The sequence below is a fragment of the Paenibacillus sp. JT22N15 genome (assembly GCF_059383755.1).
This window is the reverse complement of record NZ_JBXENV010000006.1, coordinates 380,149-400,504: the sequence shown is the minus strand read 5'-3', so window position 1 is coordinate 400,504 and position 20,356 is coordinate 380,149. Positions and strand designations below refer to the sequence as shown.

At 47.9% G+C, this 20,356-nt stretch carries 14 protein-coding genes; 1 reads left to right on the top strand and 13 read right to left on the bottom strand.

Annotation, left to right across the window (positions count from 1 at the left end):
- Positions 1 to 18: 18 nt before the first annotated feature.
- The 8 genes from AC50X8_RS14505 to AC50X8_RS14470 form a co-directional block, all read right to left on the bottom strand.
- Positions 19 to 951, bottom strand: coding sequence for a carbohydrate ABC transporter permease (locus tag AC50X8_RS14505; protein WP_494880183.1), 933 nt, complete (start codon positions 949 to 951; stop codon positions 19 to 21).
- Between the two features lie 15 nt (positions 952 to 966).
- Positions 967 to 1,887 carry an ABC transporter permease gene (locus AC50X8_RS14500; protein ID WP_494880182.1) on the bottom strand — a complete coding sequence of 307 codons (921 nt, stop codon included), beginning with the start codon at positions 1,885 to 1,887 and terminating at the stop codon, positions 967 to 969.
- 179 nt (positions 1,888 to 2,066) lie between these two features.
- On the bottom strand, positions 2,067 to 3,641 hold the full coding sequence (locus AC50X8_RS14495) for a response regulator (protein WP_494880181.1): 1,575 nt from the start codon (positions 3,639 to 3,641) through the stop codon (positions 2,067 to 2,069).
- Between the two features lie 32 nt (positions 3,642 to 3,673).
- The gene (locus AC50X8_RS14490; protein WP_494880180.1) at positions 3,674 to 5,461 is read right to left on the bottom strand and encodes a sensor histidine kinase; all 1,788 of its coding nucleotides are present in this window, start codon (positions 5,459 to 5,461) and stop codon (positions 3,674 to 3,676) included.
- 174 nt (positions 5,462 to 5,635) lie between these two features.
- Positions 5,636 to 7,588 carry an AraC family transcriptional regulator gene (locus AC50X8_RS14485; RefSeq protein WP_494880179.1) on the bottom strand — a complete coding sequence of 651 codons (1,953 nt, stop codon included), beginning with the start codon at positions 7,586 to 7,588 and terminating at the stop codon, positions 5,636 to 5,638.
- A gap of 358 nt (positions 7,589 to 7,946) precedes the next feature.
- Positions 7,947 to 10,004, bottom strand: a complete 2,058-nt coding sequence (locus tag AC50X8_RS14480) for an iron ABC transporter permease (protein WP_494880178.1) — start codon at positions 10,002 to 10,004, stop codon at positions 7,947 to 7,949.
- An 8-nt stretch (positions 10,005 to 10,012) separates the two neighbouring features.
- Positions 10,013 to 11,038 carry an ABC transporter substrate-binding protein gene (locus AC50X8_RS14475; RefSeq protein WP_056042847.1) on the bottom strand — a complete coding sequence of 342 codons (1,026 nt, stop codon included), beginning with the start codon at positions 11,036 to 11,038 and terminating at the stop codon, positions 10,013 to 10,015.
- A gap of 279 nt (positions 11,039 to 11,317) precedes the next feature.
- Positions 11,318 to 13,255, bottom strand: coding sequence for a glycoside hydrolase family 127 protein (locus tag AC50X8_RS14470; RefSeq protein ID WP_494880177.1), 1,938 nt, complete (start codon positions 13,253 to 13,255; stop codon positions 11,318 to 11,320).
- Positions 13,256 to 13,385: 130 nt separating this feature from the next.
- Here AC50X8_RS14470 and AC50X8_RS14465 point away from each other — a divergent pair, with 130 nt between their 5' ends.
- On the top strand, positions 13,386 to 14,237 hold the full coding sequence (locus AC50X8_RS14465) for a helix-turn-helix transcriptional regulator (RefSeq protein WP_494880176.1): 852 nt from the start codon (positions 13,386 to 13,388) through the stop codon (positions 14,235 to 14,237).
- Positions 14,238 to 14,385: 148 nt separating this feature from the next.
- Here the strand turns inward: AC50X8_RS14465 and AC50X8_RS14460 are convergent, their stop codons facing one another.
- The 5 genes from AC50X8_RS14460 to AC50X8_RS14440 all read right to left on the bottom strand — a co-directional run bounded on the left by AC50X8_RS14460 (position 14,386) and on the right by AC50X8_RS14440 (position 20,353).
- On the bottom strand, positions 14,386 to 14,859 hold the full coding sequence (locus tag AC50X8_RS14460) for a heme-degrading domain-containing protein (RefSeq protein WP_494880175.1): 474 nt from the start codon (positions 14,857 to 14,859) through the stop codon (positions 14,386 to 14,388).
- Positions 14,860 to 14,886: 27 nt separating this feature from the next.
- On the bottom strand, positions 14,887 to 15,903 hold the full coding sequence (locus AC50X8_RS14455) for a Gfo/Idh/MocA family protein (RefSeq protein ID WP_494880174.1): 1,017 nt from the start codon (positions 15,901 to 15,903) through the stop codon (positions 14,887 to 14,889).
- Positions 15,904 to 16,039: 136 nt separating this feature from the next.
- Entirely contained in the window at positions 16,040 to 17,662 is a 1,623-nt protein-coding gene (locus AC50X8_RS14450; protein ID WP_494880173.1) for a response regulator transcription factor, read from the bottom strand.
- A 1-nt stretch (position 17,663) separates the two neighbouring features.
- Positions 17,664 to 19,394, bottom strand: a complete 1,731-nt coding sequence (locus tag AC50X8_RS14445; protein ID WP_494880172.1) for a sensor histidine kinase — start codon at positions 19,392 to 19,394, stop codon at positions 17,664 to 17,666.
- 80 nt (positions 19,395 to 19,474) lie between these two features.
- Positions 19,475 to 20,353, bottom strand: coding sequence for a carbohydrate ABC transporter permease (locus AC50X8_RS14440; RefSeq protein WP_494880171.1), 879 nt, complete (start codon positions 20,351 to 20,353; stop codon positions 19,475 to 19,477).
- Between the last annotated feature and the right edge of the window lie 3 nt (positions 20,354 to 20,356).

Sequence of the window (20,356 nt, the reverse complement as noted above, 5' to 3'; positions counted from 1 at the left end):
AACCAAGTTCCCTTGGGATTATCCTTTCACTGCGCCAATCGTCAAGCCTTTTACAAAGTACTTCTGGATGAAGGGATAGGCAAGCAGGATCGGACCGCTGGCTACAACCGTCATTGCCATCTTAAGACCCTCTGTCGGCAGGCTTGTCGTCACAACAGCGCCTGAGCCCATCATCGCCTTGCGCATACCATCCATGTTGCCCAACATTTTGTACAAGTAATATTGCAGCGGCATCAGCTTGTCGTCGGCAACGAACAGCAGGGCGTTATACCAATCATTCCAATAGCCGAGGGCAAGGAAGAGACCGATCGTTGCGAGAGCAGGCTTGGACAGCGGAAGAATAAGTTTCATGAAAATGAGGAAATCGCCTGCGCCATCGATTTTGGCCGATTCAACAATCGCTTCTGGAATGTTGCTCATAAACGATTTCATAACGATAATATAAAACACGTTCAGCAGCAGCGGCACAATCAGCGCCAGCGCCGTATCCTTCATATGGAGATAGTTGACGATGAGCAGGTACCAAGGCACAAGCCCGCCGCTGAACAGCGTCGTAAAGAAAAAGAAGAAGGAGAAAAAATTGCGCCATTTGAAATCTTTGCGTGATAGGCAATAGGCGGTCATAGCGGTCAGGAATAGGCCGATCGCTGTACCGATAACGGTAACGGAGATGGTTACCCCATACGCCCGAATCATTTGTTCGGGATATTTGAACAGGATTTTATAAGGCTCCACAGAGAAGGCCGTTGGGAAAAATTGATAACCCTCACGCACAATCGTGCTTTCCTCCGTAAACGAAGAGGATACGATCAGAATAAAAGGCAATATGCACAGAACCGACAGTACGGTTAAGGAAGTATAGCCGATAATGGCAAGAAGTTGGCGGTCGAGCTGACCGCTCTTCACAGACTTGACGGCTTTATTGCCGATATTAGCATCAGATACACTCATTTTCATGACCTCCCACTAGAATAAGGCGCGATCTTTGTCATACTTGCGAACGGCATAGTTAAACAGCATAATGGTGGTGAATCCGAGAACGGATTGGTAAACACCCGCAGCGGCTGACATGCCAATGTCATTCGAAGTGATGAGCGATCTGAATACGAACGTATCAATAACATCAGTAGACGAGAACAACACACCATTATTGCCGACCATATTGTAAAACATTCCAAAATCACCTTTGAAAATATTACCGACTGCCAGCAGTACCAATATAATGACGGTTGGATATAAATTAGGAATCGTTACCTTGAAGATACGCTGAAAAATATTCGCGCCATCGATTTCCGCGGCCTCATACATTTCGGTATCAATGCTCGTGATCGCCGCCAAATACATGATCGTACCGTAACCGAGCGTTTTCCACGCCGCGACCAGTACGAGAATAACCGGCCAATAGGCAGGCGTATTATAAATATCAATCGGCTCCATCCCAATATTTCTCAGCAGGGAATTAACCGTTCCGATGTCAAAGCTGAGCAGGTTGTAGGCAATCGCGCCCACGACAACCCAAGAAATAAAGTAAGGCAGGAACAAAATTGACTGAGCGATTTTGCGGAACCATTTGCCCCCAACCTCGAACAGCAATATCGCCGTAAAAATTTGCAGCACATTGTTGACCACAATAAAAGCGATATTATAGAGCGCCGTGTTTCTGGTTATGCGCCACGCATCCCCCGATTCAAAGAAAAACCGAAAGTTGTCCAGCCCGTTCCACGCGCTGCCAAAGATCCCGCCGGCATAATCATAATGCTTGAAAGCAATAATAATGCCCGCCATCGGTATATAAGCAAACAGTAGAAAAAACAAAACGGCTGGCAGCAGCATGAGCAAAATAGCCCGATATTTGATGACATCCTGTATAAATCCGTGTCGCTTCATCTGTGCTCCCCTCTCTTCTCTTGTCTGCTTTCATTATAAGAAAAGCAGGGCGTCCGCATAATTAAGGGGAACAACTAAAACTTATACTAATTCAACGATTGCATAAAATGGCGGTTAAAAAATAACCCGGAATCCACAGGACCCCGGGCTGTTACCATGAGATAAACTCAGAAAAACGATTAAATGTTATGTTTTTTCCGATATTCCCCCGGCGACATGCCAATCTGCTGCTTGAATTGACGATTAAAATAAATAATATTTTTATAGCCGGCCAGCTCGGCAATTTCATATATCTTCTTGGTCGGGTCCTCCAGCAGCTTGCACACATGCTTCATACGCAGCTCGCTTAAAAAATCACTGAACAGCGTATTCGTCTCGGCTTTGAACAGCTGGCCCAAGTAGTTTGGCGTAAAGTCAAAGTGGGCCGCTACCTCATTGAGCGTAATTTTCTGATCGAGCCGCTGCTCAACATATAGCGCAATTTCTTCAATCAGCTTCCGCTTCTGCCGCTGCTTCTTCAAATACAGCAGCTCGGACAGCTCGAAAAACCGCCTTCTCAGCCAGGAGAGAATGTCATGCACCGTCTCAAATTGGAACAAAACAAACGGCTGATGGGAGTCCCATTTTAAAATTTCATATAAATGCTCGTTCATTTGCTGGAGATCCGCATGCAGCTTGGACGTAATGCGAATGATGAGGTCGTAGATGTCGTTTTTCCCGGTTAACGGCTGGTCGCCGCTGAACAGCTCCCGCAAGCAATCATCAACCGTCGTCAGATCATATTCCAGCATCGCGCGCAGCATACGGTCTACCGTCTCTTCGAGGCTGTAGGCCATCGCTTCTTTCGGCGACCAAGCCGCTGCATCGTGAATAAGCCTGTTTTTCCCGACAATCCATTTGATGCTGAGCGCTGCCTGTGCCTGCTGATAGGCATCATGCAGCTTGGCGATAACCGTTGTATGCATGCCAGCGCCAATCGTAATCGAATACGGAAAAGCTTCATTAAATGCTTGCACCAGCTTTTCAAGCAGAGCTTTGCATTCCGCCTCCTGCACCGTCGCCAGCAGCACAAAATGATAGTCATAGCTGGTCAGCACGGTTCCAACTTGATGCCGATCTACAAAGGTCCGAATGAACAACGCCATTTCCGCTGTTAAGGAACGGCGCTCGTCAGCTGCCATTTTACCCAGCTTCCACTCCAAATCGTCGATTTCAATAATGGCAACGGCTGCTCCGCCCTGCAGCAGAGGCATGAGGAAGCTGTGGAGATGCTGCTCTACCCGCCCCGATGTCGGCTCGTTAAACCAGCGCAGCAGCAGCTCCTGATGCACAAGCGTCAGAGTCTCGGTCAGCGATTGGTTTTGCATCCGCTCCTGCTCGATTTTGTTGCACAGCTCCAGCAGCATATCATGAAGCTCGTTATCATCAACCGGCTTAAGCAAATATCCGGAGGCGTTCAGTTGGATCGCTTCCTTCGCATAGCTGAAATCCTGATGTCCGCTTATAAAAACAAGATGGGCCTGCGGGTTAATCGCCTTCGCCCTGCGCGCAAATTCCATCCCCGACATAATCGGCATGCGAATATCCGAGAGAATCAGATCGATGCGCTTCTGCTCCATCATTTCCAGCGCCTCAAACCCGCTAGTGGCCACGGACACATCCTGCAAATGCAGGCGCTCGTTGCCGACTACCCTTCGGCGAAGCCATTCCAAGTCGATCGCCTCATCATCCACCAATAATAAACTAATGTCCATCCCCGCACTCTCCCCTCTTAGCTGCTTATGGATCAAATCCCTTCCGCATCCTCCCGAATCTCGGCATTTTCCACTGGAAGAATAATTTGCACCGTTGTGCCTGCACCATAATGGCTGCCAATTCGAATCCCAAAATCTGTGCCGTAGCGCAGCTTGATCCGCTCTTCGACGTTTTTCAGCCCATATTTATCCGATTGGCCATTTTCCACGCTATCCGTTTGGTCGGCAAGAGCTGGCAAAGGCAAAGGCGTATTCGAGAGCATTTTCCTCAGCGTATCCGGCCGCATTCCTATGCCAGTATCAATAATTTTCAGCTCAATGCGGTCGCCCAGCCGCCTGCCCGTTATGCGAATCGCTATCGTTTTGCCAAACCAGGCATGCTTAAATATATTTTCGACAAATGGCTGTAAAATAAGCTTAATAATCGGCGTTTGCAAAATATCCGGCTCAACATCGTAATAAACCTCGAACGTGTCCGCATATTTGACCCGCTGAATGTCCAAATACGTCTTTACCTGCTCAAGCTCCTTCTCCAGCGTAATGTACACATTGCCGCCATTCAGCGTTAAACGGTAAAACTTCGAAAGCCCCTGAACCATCGCGGTCACCTTGTCCGTCTCGCCCAAATTAGCCAAGCTGCCAATCGTCGAGAGCGTATTATACAAAAAATGAGGGCTGATCTGCGCTTGCAGCACGTCCAGCTCCGCCTGTTTTTTCTGAATGCCCTGCACGTAAACGTTTTTAATCAGCTCTTGAATGCTGGTCGCCATCTGATTAAAGGAATTGGCGATGTGGACAAACTCGTCATTGCCGGTAAAACCGATCCGCTTATGAAAGTTCCCCTCTTGGAAAGAGCGGACCAAGGTGACGATTCGCTTCATCTTCTTGCCGGAAAGCCGGGCGACGATGTAGCCAATAAACACCATGACCAGAAAGCTGATCAAGCACACGGCGAAAATAACCTTTTGCATGCGGCTGGCGTCCTTGTTTAAATAAGCATGCGGCACTATCGTTTCAATGACGAATGGCGTTCCGGGTATGTCCTCTTTCACACTCAGGTAGGAGGCCGAATCAGAATGATCGCTTGTTATGCCGCGCGTATACATGACCTCGCCTGATTGAGTGTTTAGCAGCCGCAAGCTGATGCCTTGATCGATCGGGAACGTATCGAAGTTGCCAAGCAGCTCATCGAAGCGGGCCGTCACGCGCACATAGCCGATAATGGGAGCCATCCCGCTGGAGGACACCAGCTTGCGAAAATGCGAAACGTTTTCCAGCTTGCGGTCGGAACCCAGCTGTATCCAAAGATTATCCTGATTGGATGCTTGAAGTGACTTGAACCAGTCTGTATGCTCGATCTGACGCACCGAGAGCACATAATAGTCTCTGCGCTGAATCGGCTTGTCCATATCATCGCCCGGCACCTCGTACAATTTCTCGTCTACCGTGTAGACGGCAAGCCTGATATTGTTGCCATACAGTTGGAGCGGCGCTCTCATCTGCGGTATGATGTCATCCTTCATTTTCAGCATCATTTCCAGCGGCTCTCCCGTGTTTTGCAGCGCATTCTGAAAAGTTAAGCTGCTGAAAAGCGTGCTCGATATGCGCTCAATTTCATCCATTTGGTATTCAATATTATTGCGCGTCTGCTCCAGCGCGGTGCGAATATTCGTCTCCGCCATCTCCGTTCGCGATTGGATGAGCATCGTATACGATATATAGCCGACCAGCACATCCGTCAGCAGTACAAGCGCCATATAGGGAATCATCATTTTATACGTAAATGGTATATACAGCTTGCTCAGCTGGAAGCTCTTCATCTGTCGTCTCCTTTCGTATCATGCACCGCTTATGTGCATCATTCTACAATACGGGCGGGGAATTTGATATGGCAATAAAATCACTATTTTCTGCACTTATTTAAGCATTACAAGAAAACAACCCGTAAAGTGGAGGTTGTTAGAGCATCCACTTTACGGGTTATAATGATTTATTTATTTCACAATACTCTCAAGCACATCATCAATCATCTGCGAGTTCGCAATCGTTCCCGTATACAGCCAGCTGGCATTGTTGTCATACGCGTAGACATTGTTATTTTTAACCGCAGGAATGCCCTGCCAGATTGGATCGCTCAAAATTTCCTCTTTCGTCGCTTCCCTGCTATTCACAATGAACAGGTAATCGGCGTCCAGCTCGGCCAGCTTCTCCTTGGAAATCGCACTCCAATTCGCCTTCGCTGTCGACGATATTTCCGCAACAACATTCGGAACGGTCAACTCCAGATCCCGATAAAGCAAATCGCCGCTGGATAAGTTTTGGTTGACGACGTACACATTTTTAGCCGTAACCCAGAGAACAGCAGCTGACTTATCTCCGATCGCCTGATGCAGCTTTTCCTTGGCATCTGCTGCTTTCGCTTCATAATCAGCCAGCACCTGCTTCGCTTCCTCGCTCTTATTCAGCACTTCGCCTACCGTCAGCAGCTCCTGCCGCCAATCATTGTTGACATCGCTGCCTACCGTATAGGTTGGGGCAATTTTAGCATATTGTGCGTACTTGTCCCCCATCACCATTTCCGCATTGTCGATAATAATGAGATCCGGCTGGTAGCTCATCACGACTTCATAGGGAAGCTCGGATGGAATAGCAGGGATATTAGCCAGCTCCTTCTGCAAATAATTTTGCACCTTCCCATCACTGACCGACCACTGAGCAACCGGAATGACGCCTAGCGCCACCAAATGATCTTCCAAATAAGAGGCTATAACCCGTTTAGGATTAGCTGGAACCTTAACTTCATTGCCCAAACCGTCCTTCAGTATCCGCTCACTCGCTGTCTGTTCTGCTGCATTGCTGCTTGCGGCTGGTGCAGTGCCATTTGTCGCTGGAGAATTTGCCGAACTTGCGCATGCACTGACCAATAAAGTCATCGCAAGCAGCATCATAATGGCAATGGATTGTTTCGAACCTCTGTTCATTTTTAATACCCCTTCACTACTGTTTTGATAATGATTATCACCAATAACAGTATGCCCGCTGCGTCTTCTCGACACAATAGGGTATCGGGACATTAATAATGGATTATAAGGGCGTTTTCGCGGAGCGCTCGCTTCCGTTTTATAATGGATCGGCGAAATGCCCGTGTGCTTTTTAAAAATACGACTGAAAAAATAGACGTCCGGATAGCCGACACCGGCAGCGATTTCCTGTAAAGTCCCCTCCGTGCTCGTCAGCAGCTCCTTCGCCTTCTCGATACGAAGTTGGATGAGATAATCAATCGGACTATGCTGGATTTGATTTTTGAACAGGCGTGTTAAATGCCTTGGCGTGCACTCCAGCACCTTCGCCAGCCGCTCCAGTGTAATGGCTTCGGCATAATGCTCATGGATGAACCTGACCGCCTGGGCGACCAGATCTGCTTTTATAACGGGAACCTCCTGCTCACTGAGCTGCCGCATCCATTCATATATAAAATCATAAAACAATGTTTTCACATGCAGCTCGGCAAGCTTGCCGCCCTTGTGAAATTCCTCGTCCAGCTGCTTCAGCTTCTCATAAAGAGATATTGGAAAAGCAGGCGTAACGCCATATTGCATGCGAAAAGGATTTTTCTCCAGCAGCCGCTGTTTCTCCGGCATATTCAGAAGCGGCTGAACCGCTTTGTAGAGGATGAGATAATATTCAAAAAGCTCCTCCGTCGAGCGAATATCCAAATAAAAGCCTTTTCCGCCATGCAGCATTTGAAATTTTTTGAATGCATACTCCCGGTTGTCCAATGCGACCGCCGCACTGCCTCGCAATGCAAACAAAAACGCATTGGCCGGAAGCCGATAGGCGCTAAGCGCTTCCCCTAGCTTCATTTTTATATGCCGAACGTCCATCACTTTAATGGCGCTATGCGTGAACCAAAAAAGCTGCTCGTCGATGTTTATCGTGTCGTTCATGACTTCCACTCTATCTTCACTCCTTGCTCTAACGCTCCACTCGTCTATATTTGAAAAAACGGATAAAAAAGCAAAAAACAGGCCAATCATGGTAATATCTAACCATAATCGAACTGTTTCATGCAACTAACTTTGATACCTTTAAATGTTGAAGGACTGAGGTTCCGCTATTTGGGCTTTTGATTCGATTTCAGGCCATAAGCGGACAGGAAATCCGTTATTGCCCTCAATATCCCGTCAAAATGGCTTATGGCCGTGCATTAGCTGCCCCTGAGTCCGCAGCCTGTGCCATATCCGTGTTTTTGCCGAAATAGCGGCTGCTGTGTCCGTCAAACCTCCTGAAAGCTCCTGAAACTTTCTAAAATTTCCTAACCAGCGAGCGATACATGAGGAACAGGAAATACGGACTGCCAATCAGCATAATAATTAGGCCTGACGGAATTTCTTTCGGCGCCATGATCGTTCTTCCGAGCGTATCAGCAATGACGAGCAGCAAGCCGCCGAGCAGGCCTGACAAAATAATGGAGCGTCTCGTGTGATGCCCAATCATCATGCGCACGACATGCGGCGCCATAAGTCCGAGAAAACCTATCGTACCTACGCTCGCAACAGCTCCCGCTGCCAGCAAAACGCCGATAATCATCGCCCAGAGCCGCGTTCCTCGAACCGGCAGGCCAAGGCCTACCGAACTTTCGTCGCCAAACGCCAGCAAATCAAATTTCCGTCCCAAATAGTAGGCAACCGGTAAAAGGATAACCAGAAACAGCATAATGCTATAAAATTGGTTCCAGCCTCGCCCATAGGTCGTGCCCGTTAACCATATTAGCGCTGTACTGTTCCACAGGCTCGCCTTGACGATCATCGCCTGTATGCCCGCAGCGCCGATTGCCGATACTGCGATGCCAAGCAAAATAAGAACAGACGAATTTAAGGATTTGCGCCATGCTAACAAAAATACAAAGGCCGCGGCAAGAATCCCACCTGCAATTGCAGCAAACGGAAGGGCGAAGATTGTTAAATTCGGCAGTGCAACCAATACGATTAGCGCGCCAAACCCCGCTCCCGACGTTACGCCAATAATTGAGGCGTCGGCCAACGGATTTCGGACGGCGCTTTGAATTAAGACGCCGCTAATTGCAAGCGCAATACCGCCTCCAGCCGCAACAAGTGTACGCGGGAGCCTTAAATTCAGCAGCACAGAATACGATGAGTCTCCTCCACCGACAAGGCTGCCCAGCAAATCGGCAATCGGTATTCTCGTTCCCCCAAGCGACAAGCTTACAAGGATGATAACGATGAGCAGCGCTGTCATGGATATCACAGTCGGAGCGAAGCGCATACGCAGCGCTACCCCGCCGATGTTCATAGATGACTGCCCAGAGCCTGCTCCGGATATATTTTTCATCTTGGTGAGTACGAGCCAAATGAGCCAAGGCGCTCCAATAATCGCCATGACCGCGCCAACCGGCATTTCCCCTAAATTGCTCCGTACCATACGAGCAAGCAAATCCGCCGCCGTAATGAGCAGCGCTCCCCACAATGCGCTGGCGGGAATGAGCAGGCGATGCTTGCGAATACCGCTAAGCCGGACAAGATGGGGAGCGACCAAACCAACGAAGCCAATCGGACCAACTACACTGACTACAATGGCAGCCAGCAGTACCGAGAGGCCAAGCCCCATTGCCCGTGTTAATCCTACACGCTGCCCAAGCGAGCGAGCAGTAGATTCGTCGAGCTCCAAGGCATCAAATTGCCTTCCTGCGAGCATCGCGATCCCAAGCAGGGCAATGACGAAAGGCCATGCATACAAGACGCCGCTCCAGTTCAGCTGAATCAAGGAGCCTGAGCCCCATAAAAATAAATTTTGCGTTTCCGTTTGCTTAAAAATTTGAATGGCCGTTGTAAACGCCCCAAGCACCATAGATACGATCATGCCTGATAAGGCAAGTCTGATAGGTGTGGCCTTCCGGCCGCCGCTCAGGAAATAGGCAATTAACGCCGCCAGCAATCCCCCCGCCGCCGCCAGCAAAAATGGGAACTGCTGCTGCAGAGCAGGAAAAGCTACCACGCCAAGGACAACCATAAAATAAGCCCCGGCATTGATACCTAATGTATCGGAGGCAGCGAGCGGATTTTTCGTTATCGTTTGCAGTAAAGCACCAGCCGCAGCGAGCGCAGCACCAGCCAAAATACCAATAACCGTGCGCGGCATACGGATATCCCAGAGCAGATTATGCTCCATTATATCTTGGCGGCCGAGCAACCCATCTAATACGGTAGCTGCCGGGATTTTGGCCTCCCCGAAGCAAAGACTTAAAATCGATAATACGAAAAGGGCGGCAATGCCGCCCCCAAATATTCCAATTACCCGCCAGGCCATTCCGATTGAGGCTTCGTTGTTAACATTTTCGTTCATCGTGCCACTCATTTCGTTAATGTATTTACAACTTCATCAACGATCACTTTAGAGGAGATTGGACCGCCGAACACCCAGGTCGCGCTATCTAATCCGAAGAAACGTTTTTCCTTAACGAAGGTAAGACCGTTCCAAACAGAGTTATCCTTTAGTTCTTTCGAAAAAATATCATCATCCTTTTGGACGATGTAGATTAGATTGGTGTCTTGAACCGCAGGCAGCGCTTCAACCGTCGAAGTGCTAAATCCATAAACCTCAAAATTTTCCGATTTCCAATCGTTTTTCAGGCCAATCCGATTCAACGTTTGTACGGCAAGAGAGTTATCAGTAAAAAGACGCAACGTTGCTGCATTTTGGTAGCTGTACGCTTGTGTCAGTACATAGTTGAAGCCGCCCTTGCCTGCCGCCTCCAGCTTCGCCTTTGCATCCGCATAATGCGCATCCAGGTCAGCTAGAACCTTCGTGCCTTCCTCTGTTTTGCCAACAGCAGCTGCAATCGTTTTGAACACTTCTTCCATCTGATCATATTGATTGGTTTCCCCTTCAAGCGGGTACAGACTAAAAATCAACGTTGGCGCAATGCCTTTCAATTGATCATAGATCGCTTCGTGGCTATCCGTATTCGCAATAATCAAATCCGGCTTCAAAGCCGCAATCGTCTCCAGATTCGGCTCTTCACGCAAACCAACATCCGTCACGTTTGCATCCAGTGGCGCCTCTGATGTCACATACTGCTTATATTGTGCGTTATCGGTATTCCCCACTGGCTGCATGCCAAGCGCAATCACGTCTTCCGTAAACGTCCACTCTAGTACGACAACCTTTTGCGCGGGCTTATCCAGCTTAACCTCGCCTTTAGCATCCTTAAGTACAATAGGACCAGCCGCAGCGGACTCCCCATTTGTATTTGCAGCAGCTGAATTGTCAGTTGCCGTTCCTTCTGCTGCTGAATTATTCGTTGTGTTAGATCCACAGCCTGCCGCGACCAGCATAACCATGATGACCATAATTAAACCCATTAGCCTTTTGTTCATTTTATATATCCCCCTATTTTTTCAAAAATCAAAGCTGTTCCAATGTGATAATATTTATCATTATATTGATAATGATTATCATAATTAGACACAATAGCTATATTAGCTACCATTTTACCGAAAGTCAATGTTTAAATTTTCAAATTCCACTTTATCCGACCCGAATACAAAAAAAGAACAGGATACGTTCTCCTGTCCTTCGCTACCTTGTATTTCTGCCGCAAGCTGTATCTATGCCATCCGTTGCATCAATCCCGCAGTCTTAGACACTCACATCTTTCAGCTCCGCAGCCAGACGCTCATTTCGCCAGGCTGGCGATTGCCCCATAAATAATAAGGGATGGACTTGAAGCGCACAGCTGTCTTCTGCTTCGTAAAAGGACGGTAGGGCTTGCCATCTGACCACGAAGCAGAGTCTGTCACTACTCCGTCTCCTTCTACAATAACGCAGCCGCCAAGAAGATTTGGAGCGGTATACTCCGTCAAATTTGGCTCCTCCGCCAATGAGAGCGAGGCAATCGGAGCTCCATTGTCCGCTTCCTCCAAGCAATAAACGAGCGGCCCGCGCTGAATAGCCACTTTGCCAGCATCAGCCCGAATAGACGGGTGGGCTGCAATGAACTTCGCCTCCATCGGAAGCAGCCACTCCAATGTATCGCCATCTGACCAATTTCGCGCTACTTTCGCATAGCCATTTTCAACACGATAAAGCTGCGTTTCGCCATTCACCTTCAACGCTGGCTGCTCGTGCTGGAACCAATCAGGTATGCGTAAGGCCATTTCAAAAGCAGCACTTGCAGTGCCCTCCGGAAGGGAAACCGACCATTCAACATGTCCGCTCCAAGGAAGCTCAGAGCGTTGATGCAGCGTTACGTTGACGCCGCCAAGCTCAAAGGAAGCTTTGCTTCCAATAAACAAATGAGTGTACACCGTTCTGCCATCCTCAGACACGTCGTAAATATAATCGTTTAGTGAAGATAGCAGCCGTGCGACGTTAGGCGGACAGCAGGAGCAGCCGAACCATTTTTGCCGAACTGGCTTTACGTGCTGCCGGTCTGGACTTTTGCAGCTTGCTTCTGGCCATACCTCTAGCGGGTTGACATAGAAAAAATGCTTGCCGTCGTTGGACATGCTGCCCAGCACATTGTTGTACAGCGCTCTCTCCATCACATCCGCATATTCGCTCCTTGCTTCAAGCTGCAGCATGCGCCGTGCCCAGAAAATCAAACCGATAGAGGCACAGGTTTCTGCATAAACCGTATCGTTAGGAAGATCGTAGTCAAACGTGAAGGCTTCTCCGTGATGCGTTGAACCAATGCCTCCAGTAATGTACATTTGCTTGCCTGTCGTATTGGACCAAAGGCGCTCGCAAGCTTCGCGCAGCCCCGCGTCTTCCGTCAAACGGGCGAGGTCAGCCATCGCCGTGTACATGTAGACGGCTCGAACGGAGTGGCCGACAGCGACCGTTTGCTCACGTACAGGAAGATGGGATTGGTATACTTCCAAATTAGGCATGCCTTGTGACCAAATGTTCGTCCTGCCGCCGCGTTTCCATTCCTCTACAAAATAGTTTGGCTCGTTTCCACGCTCATCAATGAAGTAGCGGCTAAGGTTCAAATAACGCTCCTCCCCCGTAACTCCGTACAGCTTGACCAAGGCCAATTCAATTTCCTGATGCCCGCAGTAAGCCCGGATCTGGCCCGGTTCAGTTCCAAACAAGCTTGCAATCAGGTCAGCGAAACGGCAAGAGAGGTCGAGCAATTTACGCTTTCCTGTCGCTTCGTAATAAGCAACTGCTGCTTCAATCAAATGGCCTGCACAATAAAGCTCATGGGCCTCGTAAAGATTCGTCCACTGTTTTCCAGGCTCTTTAATCGTAAAATAGGTATTCAAATAGCCGTTGGTTTGCTGGGCTTTGCCGATCAGATCAATGGCTTCATCAGCCGTTTGCTCCAGCTCAGGATCGGGGTGGCGATGCAGCGAGTAGGCAACAGCCTCCAGCCATTTGTACAGATCGCTATCTTGAAAAACCCAGCCGCCAAATTCCCCTTTCGCAAGTCCTGCAGCTATTTTGAAATTTCGAATGGCGTAGCTCGGCTCAGCACCTTCTATCCTATCGTTCAGTGCTTCCCACTGATAAGGGATGACGGTTTGGCGAACAAGCTCGGAATATTGGTTCCAAAAATCGTCTTGGATAAAAATCTGATTTTTTCGCATAAATATCCACCTCGAAGCTATAAAATTTGACTCTCTATAGCATCGAGTATATGCTTTTTATAGCTGTCATAATAGAAACGGATTGACCTTTTTTCTATAAAATATAACACAGAAAAATGAGGGTAATCACTTGAAGGACGAGTTAATGGTTTCGCTGCAGACCCCGCCCCTTCCTTATTATTGGGAAGCTGGCCGCGCGGACTTTCGCGCAGGAGATCGCCACCCGAATCGAAAACATTTCGGTCTGTTCGACCTGCTGCTTGTAGTTAATGGAGCACTGCACATTGGTGAAGACGGGAAAGAATGGTCGCTTGGCGCAGGGGATACGTTATTGCTGCTGCCGGAAGGGGAGCATTATTCGGTCAAGCCATGCGAACAGGAAACGATTTTTTATTGGGTTCATTTCGAGCATAAGGTTTGGCGTCAAACTCCTGCGATTGCTAAAGCAGAAGCAACGGCCCCATCATCTCCCTTCGATAATCCAAAATTAATCCATATCCCTAAGCATGCCTCGCTGCCTAACCCCCAGATCGCGTTTGATCTGATGAGGCAGCTTCTGGAGCTGCCGATCGGCGAAGCCTTCTGGGAGAAGCAGCACTTGCTGTTCCAGCTACTCGCTTTGCTGGAAAATGGAAGATCGGGGATGACTAGCACGCCAGCAACGCGTCTGGCTGAGAAAGCTGCTTCTTACCTGCAGCGCAACTACCAAGAGGAAATTACCAATGAAACGCTGGCATTAGCGCTGCACTTCCACCCTAACTACATTGTGCGTTGCATGAAAATGAAATATGGGGTCACGCCCATTCATTATTTGCTGCAATTCCGGATGGAGCGGGCCAAGCAGCTTCTCGTCTCAACGGAATGGTCCATCGATCGCATAGCTGAGGAGGTCGGCTTCCGATATTCCCCTTACTTCTCGACCTGTTTCAAGCGCAGCGTTGGAATGACTCCACTCCACTTTCGCAAGAAATATTTGAATTGAATAAATACGATTATTCATTATCCGAGGTTTGAAAATTAGAATAGACACCGCATATTTATAGCCAACAAAAAAATAACGACCGATCATCATTGATGACCTGTCGTTATTTTTTAAGTTAGAGCATTTGCTGCTTGCTCCATTATTTTTTTCAGCTTATACCCAAATAAGCACTTAAACAACTTGTGATACGCTCATGTTCATCAACGTCCGAGGTGCCCGTAACTGCTATGGCCCCAATAAAGCCAACTCCCCTTACTACGATTGGGAATCCGCCTCCTGCTGCTACATAGTCAACAGGGCTTAAATGGAGAGCCTCCTCCAGTGTCACACCTTGCTCCTTCAGCTTCAATTGAATGCCCAATGTGCTTTGATTGAGCCTATAAACCGTATTTTTCTTCTTCCGAAGCCATTCATCGTTGTCTACGGTCGTCCCTTCCAATGCAGCGTGGAAGATTTGTTGTCCGCATTTAGAAATATCCACTGCAATAGACTTTCCTTCACTTCTGGCTTTGTTTAGCAGCAATAAACCAATTTCTATTCCCATGTCATGACTAAATGTATCAAATTGCAATAACCTTTCTTGTTTGGCAATCCTCTCAATATTCATCGTCAATTCCTCCATCCTGTTGCGTTATATTAGCCTCTTCCCTTAATCTTCAAAAGGATATTTAAGCCCCCATTGACGCCGCAATTCATCGCACTGCTTCATAATGGACAGGCTTTGTTCCCATGTCATAATGGGCGACTGCTTCAGATTTCCCCTTATGCATTCATTCACATGCGCAATCTCATATTGAAAGCCATCATCTTGAATGCCTTCGACACTTTGAGGCGCTGTTTCTTCATAGGTTGTAATATTGCCATCCTTCATCACATGGATTAAAGTAGGCTTCCAAAAGGACGGCACTTCAATATAGCCCCCAGTACCATAGATCATGGCAGTATCGACCATATTCGTTCTCACGCCACTGCTCATGACGACAAGCTCGCCTTTATCATACTTGGCAATATAGCTTGCTTGCTCGTCAACCTGTATATGGTATTCATCAGAATCAATAGTAGCGAATCCTGTAAGGGCAACGGGATTTTTCCCTAATACGGCTTCGGCAAAATGAAGATTATAAATACCTGTATCCAGCAAGCCGCCGCCAGCAAGCTCCGGATTCATCCATCGTTGATCACGGAATTCGCCAGGCATTCTAAAAGAAAAAGCAATATTCATCGCTCTAACTTCACCGATGCCCTCATCATTTAATAATGACCTTATCTTGTTCATCATCGGAAAAAATCTTGTCCACATGCCCTCCATGAAAAATACATTATTTTTCTTGGCACATTCTAATACTTCAGTTAATTCACCTGCATTGACACATGCCGGCTTTTCTACCAATACTGATTTTCCGTGCTCCATCGCCATGATCGCCATTTTTTTATGTGCGGGATGTGGGACGGGAATATAGACAACATCAATATCCGGTCTTTCTAGCAAAGCATCATACTCTAGCGCTAAGGGAATATCGTGCTTTCGAGCCATCTTCTGCGCACTTTCTATTGTTCTCGACGATACAGCCACAATTTCCACATCATTCAGCTGTTTGGCACCACAAATCCATCTGTCAACAATACTTCCTGACCCTAATAAACCCCATCTTATTTTTCTATCCATGGTTATACTCCTCCTTATGGCTTCGCCCGACCTGATCGCTCAATCCTTGTATTCGCTTTCATTCTATCTTTTAGTTTACATGGTGGAACGACGAATTCCGATTGTCCAAACCAAGGCGTTTTTACCCAAAATCGGGCTACACCCCCGTTCGATCGCGATATTCCTGGGGAGTCATGTTTGAAAACGTCCTGAACAGCTTAATAAAATGCGGCACGGCTTGATACCCAATGATTCGGGCGATTTCATAAATTTTCTTGTCGCTGCTGCGCAGCAAATACGCGGCCAATTCCATCCGGTATCGCAAAATATATTCGCTCAAATTGTTTCCTGTTTCTGCCCGGTACGCTCTCGACAAATAGGCGGGATGAAGACCGATTTGCGCCGCAAGCGTCTGCAGCGATAAATTGTCGTTCATGTTTTGCTCGATGAATTTATGGACTTTGTCCACTAATCCGGTCTGCTTGACGCATGAATCTTCCAATTGTTCTTTAAGGCAGCGGAATATGAAAAATGCCCACTTCTCCAACTGCTTAAGAGAAGGAGCAGTTGGCATGAGACCGAAGGAGGATGCCCCGAACTCGCTTAGCAGCTTTCCTTTCTTGTGCGCCATATACTGGTAGGCGTTAGCAATGGCGAAATACGCTTCATTGGCATACTCGGGGGGATAATCTACGCTTTTCAGTTCCTTGAATATTTCGATTAGCTTTTCCTCCGCATGCAGCCAGTTCCCCGTATCGAGCAAATGAATGAGGAGAGGAGGGCGATATAGCGATGTCAGCGTTCCAATTCGAACCTGATCGAGTAGGCCCGTGATCCGCAAAAATAGGCTTTGCCGCCCTTCTTCTATCCGCCTCATGCCATCAATTACGGAGCGGTACAGGCCGGGAAGGCCTTCGGGAAAAGATACCCCGTTCACGGCTAGCGCGATGGACACATGGCCATTCAAGAGGGACTCCGCCTTTTTCTTCAGCGCAGCCACCCGGACGTCCATCGTAATCCGATCGATTGTCATAGCTTGTTGAGCCTGCCCGTTCGCACTGGCTTCCCCTTTGGCCGAAACGACAAAGACGAGATATTCATTATGATCACGGCAGAACCACAAGTGAAAGACGTCCCTAAACAATTCTTCCGCCATATTCGTGACCGCATATTCAATAAGCCCTCTATCCATGCTTTCATATTCTTGCAGCCTGCCCTCCAGCCTTACGATGAACAAGCCTACTTCCTGACCCAAGGTGAAAGGCAAGTCCAATAGGAAAAGCTTTCGTTCCAGCTCCGCGAACGGGATGCCGTTATCGTGCAGCAAACGATTCAACAGCTCGTTGCGCAACGTAGGCAAATTTTCTCTGAAGGCGTATACGTCGCGCTGCTGCTGTTGTTGCTGCCTCATCTCGCAGGTAATTTCTTCGGATAATTTGCCCAGCATCTCCCGAAGCTGTTCGGGATTTACCGGCTTCATTAAGTAGCCAGACGTATTATACGGTACAACACCTTGCGCATATTCGAAATCGGCATACCCCGAAATAACGATAATTTTGACTTTGCGTCCCATTTTACGTATTTCTCGAATGAATTCAATTCCGTTCATCTCAGGCATCCGTATATCCGTAATGATGATATGTATGTTTTGTTCCCGATAAAGCTTTAAAGCCTCCTCACCCGTATGGGCTTTATGAATATGCCTGATTCTAAGTTCATCCTTTGGAATGGTAGCGGCTATGCTGTCAACCTGGGAGGGAATATCGTCTACGATCAGCACTTCAAATATCGGAATCGCCTCCGTTCTTAATCATCAATCCCACGCGAAGCCCACCTAAAGAGGAATGGTCGAGCAAAAGCCCCGAGGATTGTCCGAAGTAATGCCTTAGACGTTGATGAACGTTCCTTAGCCCAAGGCTGTGATCCGCGCTTGATTTCAACTGCAAGGAATGCCTTAAAGCATTCAATTCAGCTTGCTGCATTCCGACGCCGTTGTCTTCTACGATGAGTTCCCAGCCTTCCTCGGTCTGCTTGCCGGTTATGACGATTTCAAATTTTCCCCTCTTGCCTTCCATTCCATGCACGATCGCATTTTCGACAAGCGGCTGAAACAGCAAGCGGGGCATAAGCAAAGAAAGCATGCCTAATTCAATCTGTTCATGAAATTGCAGGCGCTCGGACTGCATCCGGTGGATTTCCAAGTAATTGCGAATCAATTCCATCTCTTCGGCCAAAGAAGTCAATTGCTGCTCCGTCCTGGTCGTATAACGGTAATACTGGCTCAAGTGCTGGGTGAAGGCGACAATCGCTTTCGTCCGTTCAAGCTGCGCCATGCTTTGGATATATGCGAAGTTGTTATACAGAAAATGCGGATTGATTTGCGCCTGCAAATGCTTGAGGGACGACTCTTTAGCCTGAAGCTGTTCCGTGTACACTTTATCGATTAGCGTCTGAATATCGTGGGACATCAGGTTAAACTGCTCGATCAAATAATAAAACTCATTGTTCGATATATGCTTGACCCGATGACCGTATTCGCCCCGCCGGAGCGACTTCACTGCCCGAATTAAATCATAGATCGGCTTCTGCACGTTGCGATACAAAAGCGCTGCGGCGGCAACACCAAGAACCAGCAAAAGCAAGCCTGCGGCATAAAACATTTTCTTGCTATGATCAATGGGCTCCAGCACTTTTTGCATCGGTTGGAAATCGATTAAATACCATCCCAACGAGGCGGATGCCACATAATTGACAAGATACGGTTCATTGCGAAAAGTCAATTTGACCGACCCTTCGGTCGGGTTCTGTGCTTTGATTTTATCAAATTGCTTGGCCATGGCATTGATCAGATCGGGCTCCGACTCCCGCGGCATAATCGGCTCGAAGCCCGGACAATAGAGAAACGGCTCTCCGACGCTGCCTTGCTTAAAACGATCCAGCATTTTGACTAGATTTTCCGACGAGAACGAGACTTCGACATACAAATTCGGATTTTCTGGCTTGGCGTTCGATTCGAAAGGAGTTATTAAATCCCGCACAAATGCGTTTTCCGGTCCACGCTCCGTAACAATCATGCGATAATCCCAGCGCTGCTGGCTCGAATTTCTGAAGTAATCCGCATCGTGCTGCTGCAAATAATTCGTAGAAACCATTACGTCCGAAACCGGGGAATATACGGTGAAATCATTTACCCATTGGAAAGTGGTAGACTGCATATCCAGCTTCTGCAGCAGAAGCGTCTTCGATGCCAGCATGGAATAGGAGGGTTCGGAAGAAGAACGCAGCTGCAGTTGCAGCGCATCCGGGTCGGATGCAACGACGAAGGCCGCTCTCCATAAACGGTCTGCTTCAACGTCCATCTGCTCCACAAAAAAACGAATCCGATTCATGTTGACTTGAAGCAGCTCCTGCTCAACAACGCCGGTACTAATCTTATTCGACGAATTATACATCATAACGACAGGGATGAGCATGAGAACGATCACGATCATGACTTTCGTGAATATATTCATTCTGCCTCCCATAACGCTTCTGCTGTATAACATAGGTCTCCTCCAATTCAGTTGCATCTTCTCGGCCTGCTAGAATTACCCTAGGATTTCACCGAGCCAAGCACAATTCCTTTAACAAAATACTTTTGCAAAAATGGATACACGAGTAAAATCGGCAACGCGCCGATAAAAATTTGTGCTGTTTTAACCGTACGGTTGGAGAAATTGGCTATACTTTCCGATGTTACACCAATCCGTGACATATTGTCACTAACAATCATGGAATGCAAATAAGTGGCGAGCGGATACCCATCCGGATTGGTCATATAGATTACGCCGTCAAACCATGAATTCCAATGAGATACCATTGAAAATAAAGATAATGTCGCAATGGACGGCATCGATACGGGCAAATAAACGCTCCAAAGCACTCTCAAATGACCAGCTCCATCGATATGGGCAGCCTCTTCCAGCTCCTGAGGAATCGTCCGGAAGAAATTGAGCATCAAAATCATATTCCACACGCTGACAGCCGAAGGCAAGATCAACGCCCAAATGGTATCGATCAGATGCAGCTTGCTGACCAATATATACGAGGGAATCAGACCACCCGAGAACAGCATCGTGAACACGAAAATCCAGATGTAAATTTGACGCCCCGGGAATTTGTAGCTGGATTTCGATAAGCTGTAGGAAGCCATCGTGACCACAACCATTGAAAGGATCGTGCCTAACATGGTCCGCTCTACGCCAATCCACATGGCTTTAAGAAATTTCCCGTTGGCTAGCGTTTTGACATAGGCGTCAGTCGTAAAGCCGACCGGCCAAAAATTGACGATATTCGCTGTTGCCGCAGCCCGTGAGCTGAAGGATACCGCAAGCACATGGACAAGAGGAAGAATGCAAATGAGCGCCAGCAGGCAAAGAAAGACGGTGTTCAGTATCGTAAATACGGTGTAGCCTCTAGAGCGGTAGTGCATGGT

What these genes read in the sequence shown, in the direction of transcription:
- AC50X8_RS14505 (WP_494880183.1), bottom strand. Translation starts at nt 951, where the DNA reads ATGAGTGTATCTGATGCTAATATCGGCAATAAAGCCGTCAAGTCTGTG.
- AC50X8_RS14500 (WP_494880182.1), bottom strand. Translation starts at nt 1,887, where the DNA reads ATGAAGCGACACGGATTTATACAGGATGTCATCAAATATCGGGCTATT.
- AC50X8_RS14495 (WP_494880181.1), bottom strand. Translation starts at nt 3,641, where the DNA reads ATGGACATTAGTTTATTATTGGTGGATGATGAGGCGATCGACTTGGAA.
- AC50X8_RS14490 (WP_494880180.1), bottom strand. Translation starts at nt 5,461, where the DNA reads ATGAAGAGCTTCCAGCTGAGCAAGCTGTATATACCATTTACGTATAAA.
- AC50X8_RS14485 (WP_494880179.1), bottom strand. Translation starts at nt 7,588, where the DNA reads ATGAACGACACGATAAACATCGACGAGCAGCTTTTTTGGTTCACGCAT.
- AC50X8_RS14480 (WP_494880178.1), bottom strand. Translation starts at nt 10,004, where the DNA reads ATGAACGAAAATGTTAACAACGAAGCCTCAATCGGAATGGCCTGGCGG.
- AC50X8_RS14475 (WP_056042847.1), bottom strand. Translation starts at nt 11,038, where the DNA reads ATGAACAAAAGGCTAATGGGTTTAATTATGGTCATCATGGTTATGCTG.
- AC50X8_RS14470 (WP_494880177.1), bottom strand. Translation starts at nt 13,255, where the DNA reads ATGCGAAAAAATCAGATTTTTATCCAAGACGATTTTTGGAACCAATAT.
- AC50X8_RS14460 (WP_494880175.1), bottom strand. Translation starts at nt 14,859, where the DNA reads ATGGAGGAATTGACGATGAATATTGAGAGGATTGCCAAACAAGAAAGG.
- AC50X8_RS14455 (WP_494880174.1), bottom strand. Translation starts at nt 15,903, where the DNA reads ATGGATAGAAAAATAAGATGGGGTTTATTAGGGTCAGGAAGTATTGTT.
- AC50X8_RS14445 (WP_494880172.1), bottom strand. Translation starts at nt 19,394, where the DNA reads ATGAATATATTCACGAAAGTCATGATCGTGATCGTTCTCATGCTCATC.
- AC50X8_RS14440 (WP_494880171.1), bottom strand. Translation starts at nt 20,353, where the DNA reads ATGCACTACCGCTCTAGAGGCTACACCGTATTTACGATACTGAACACC.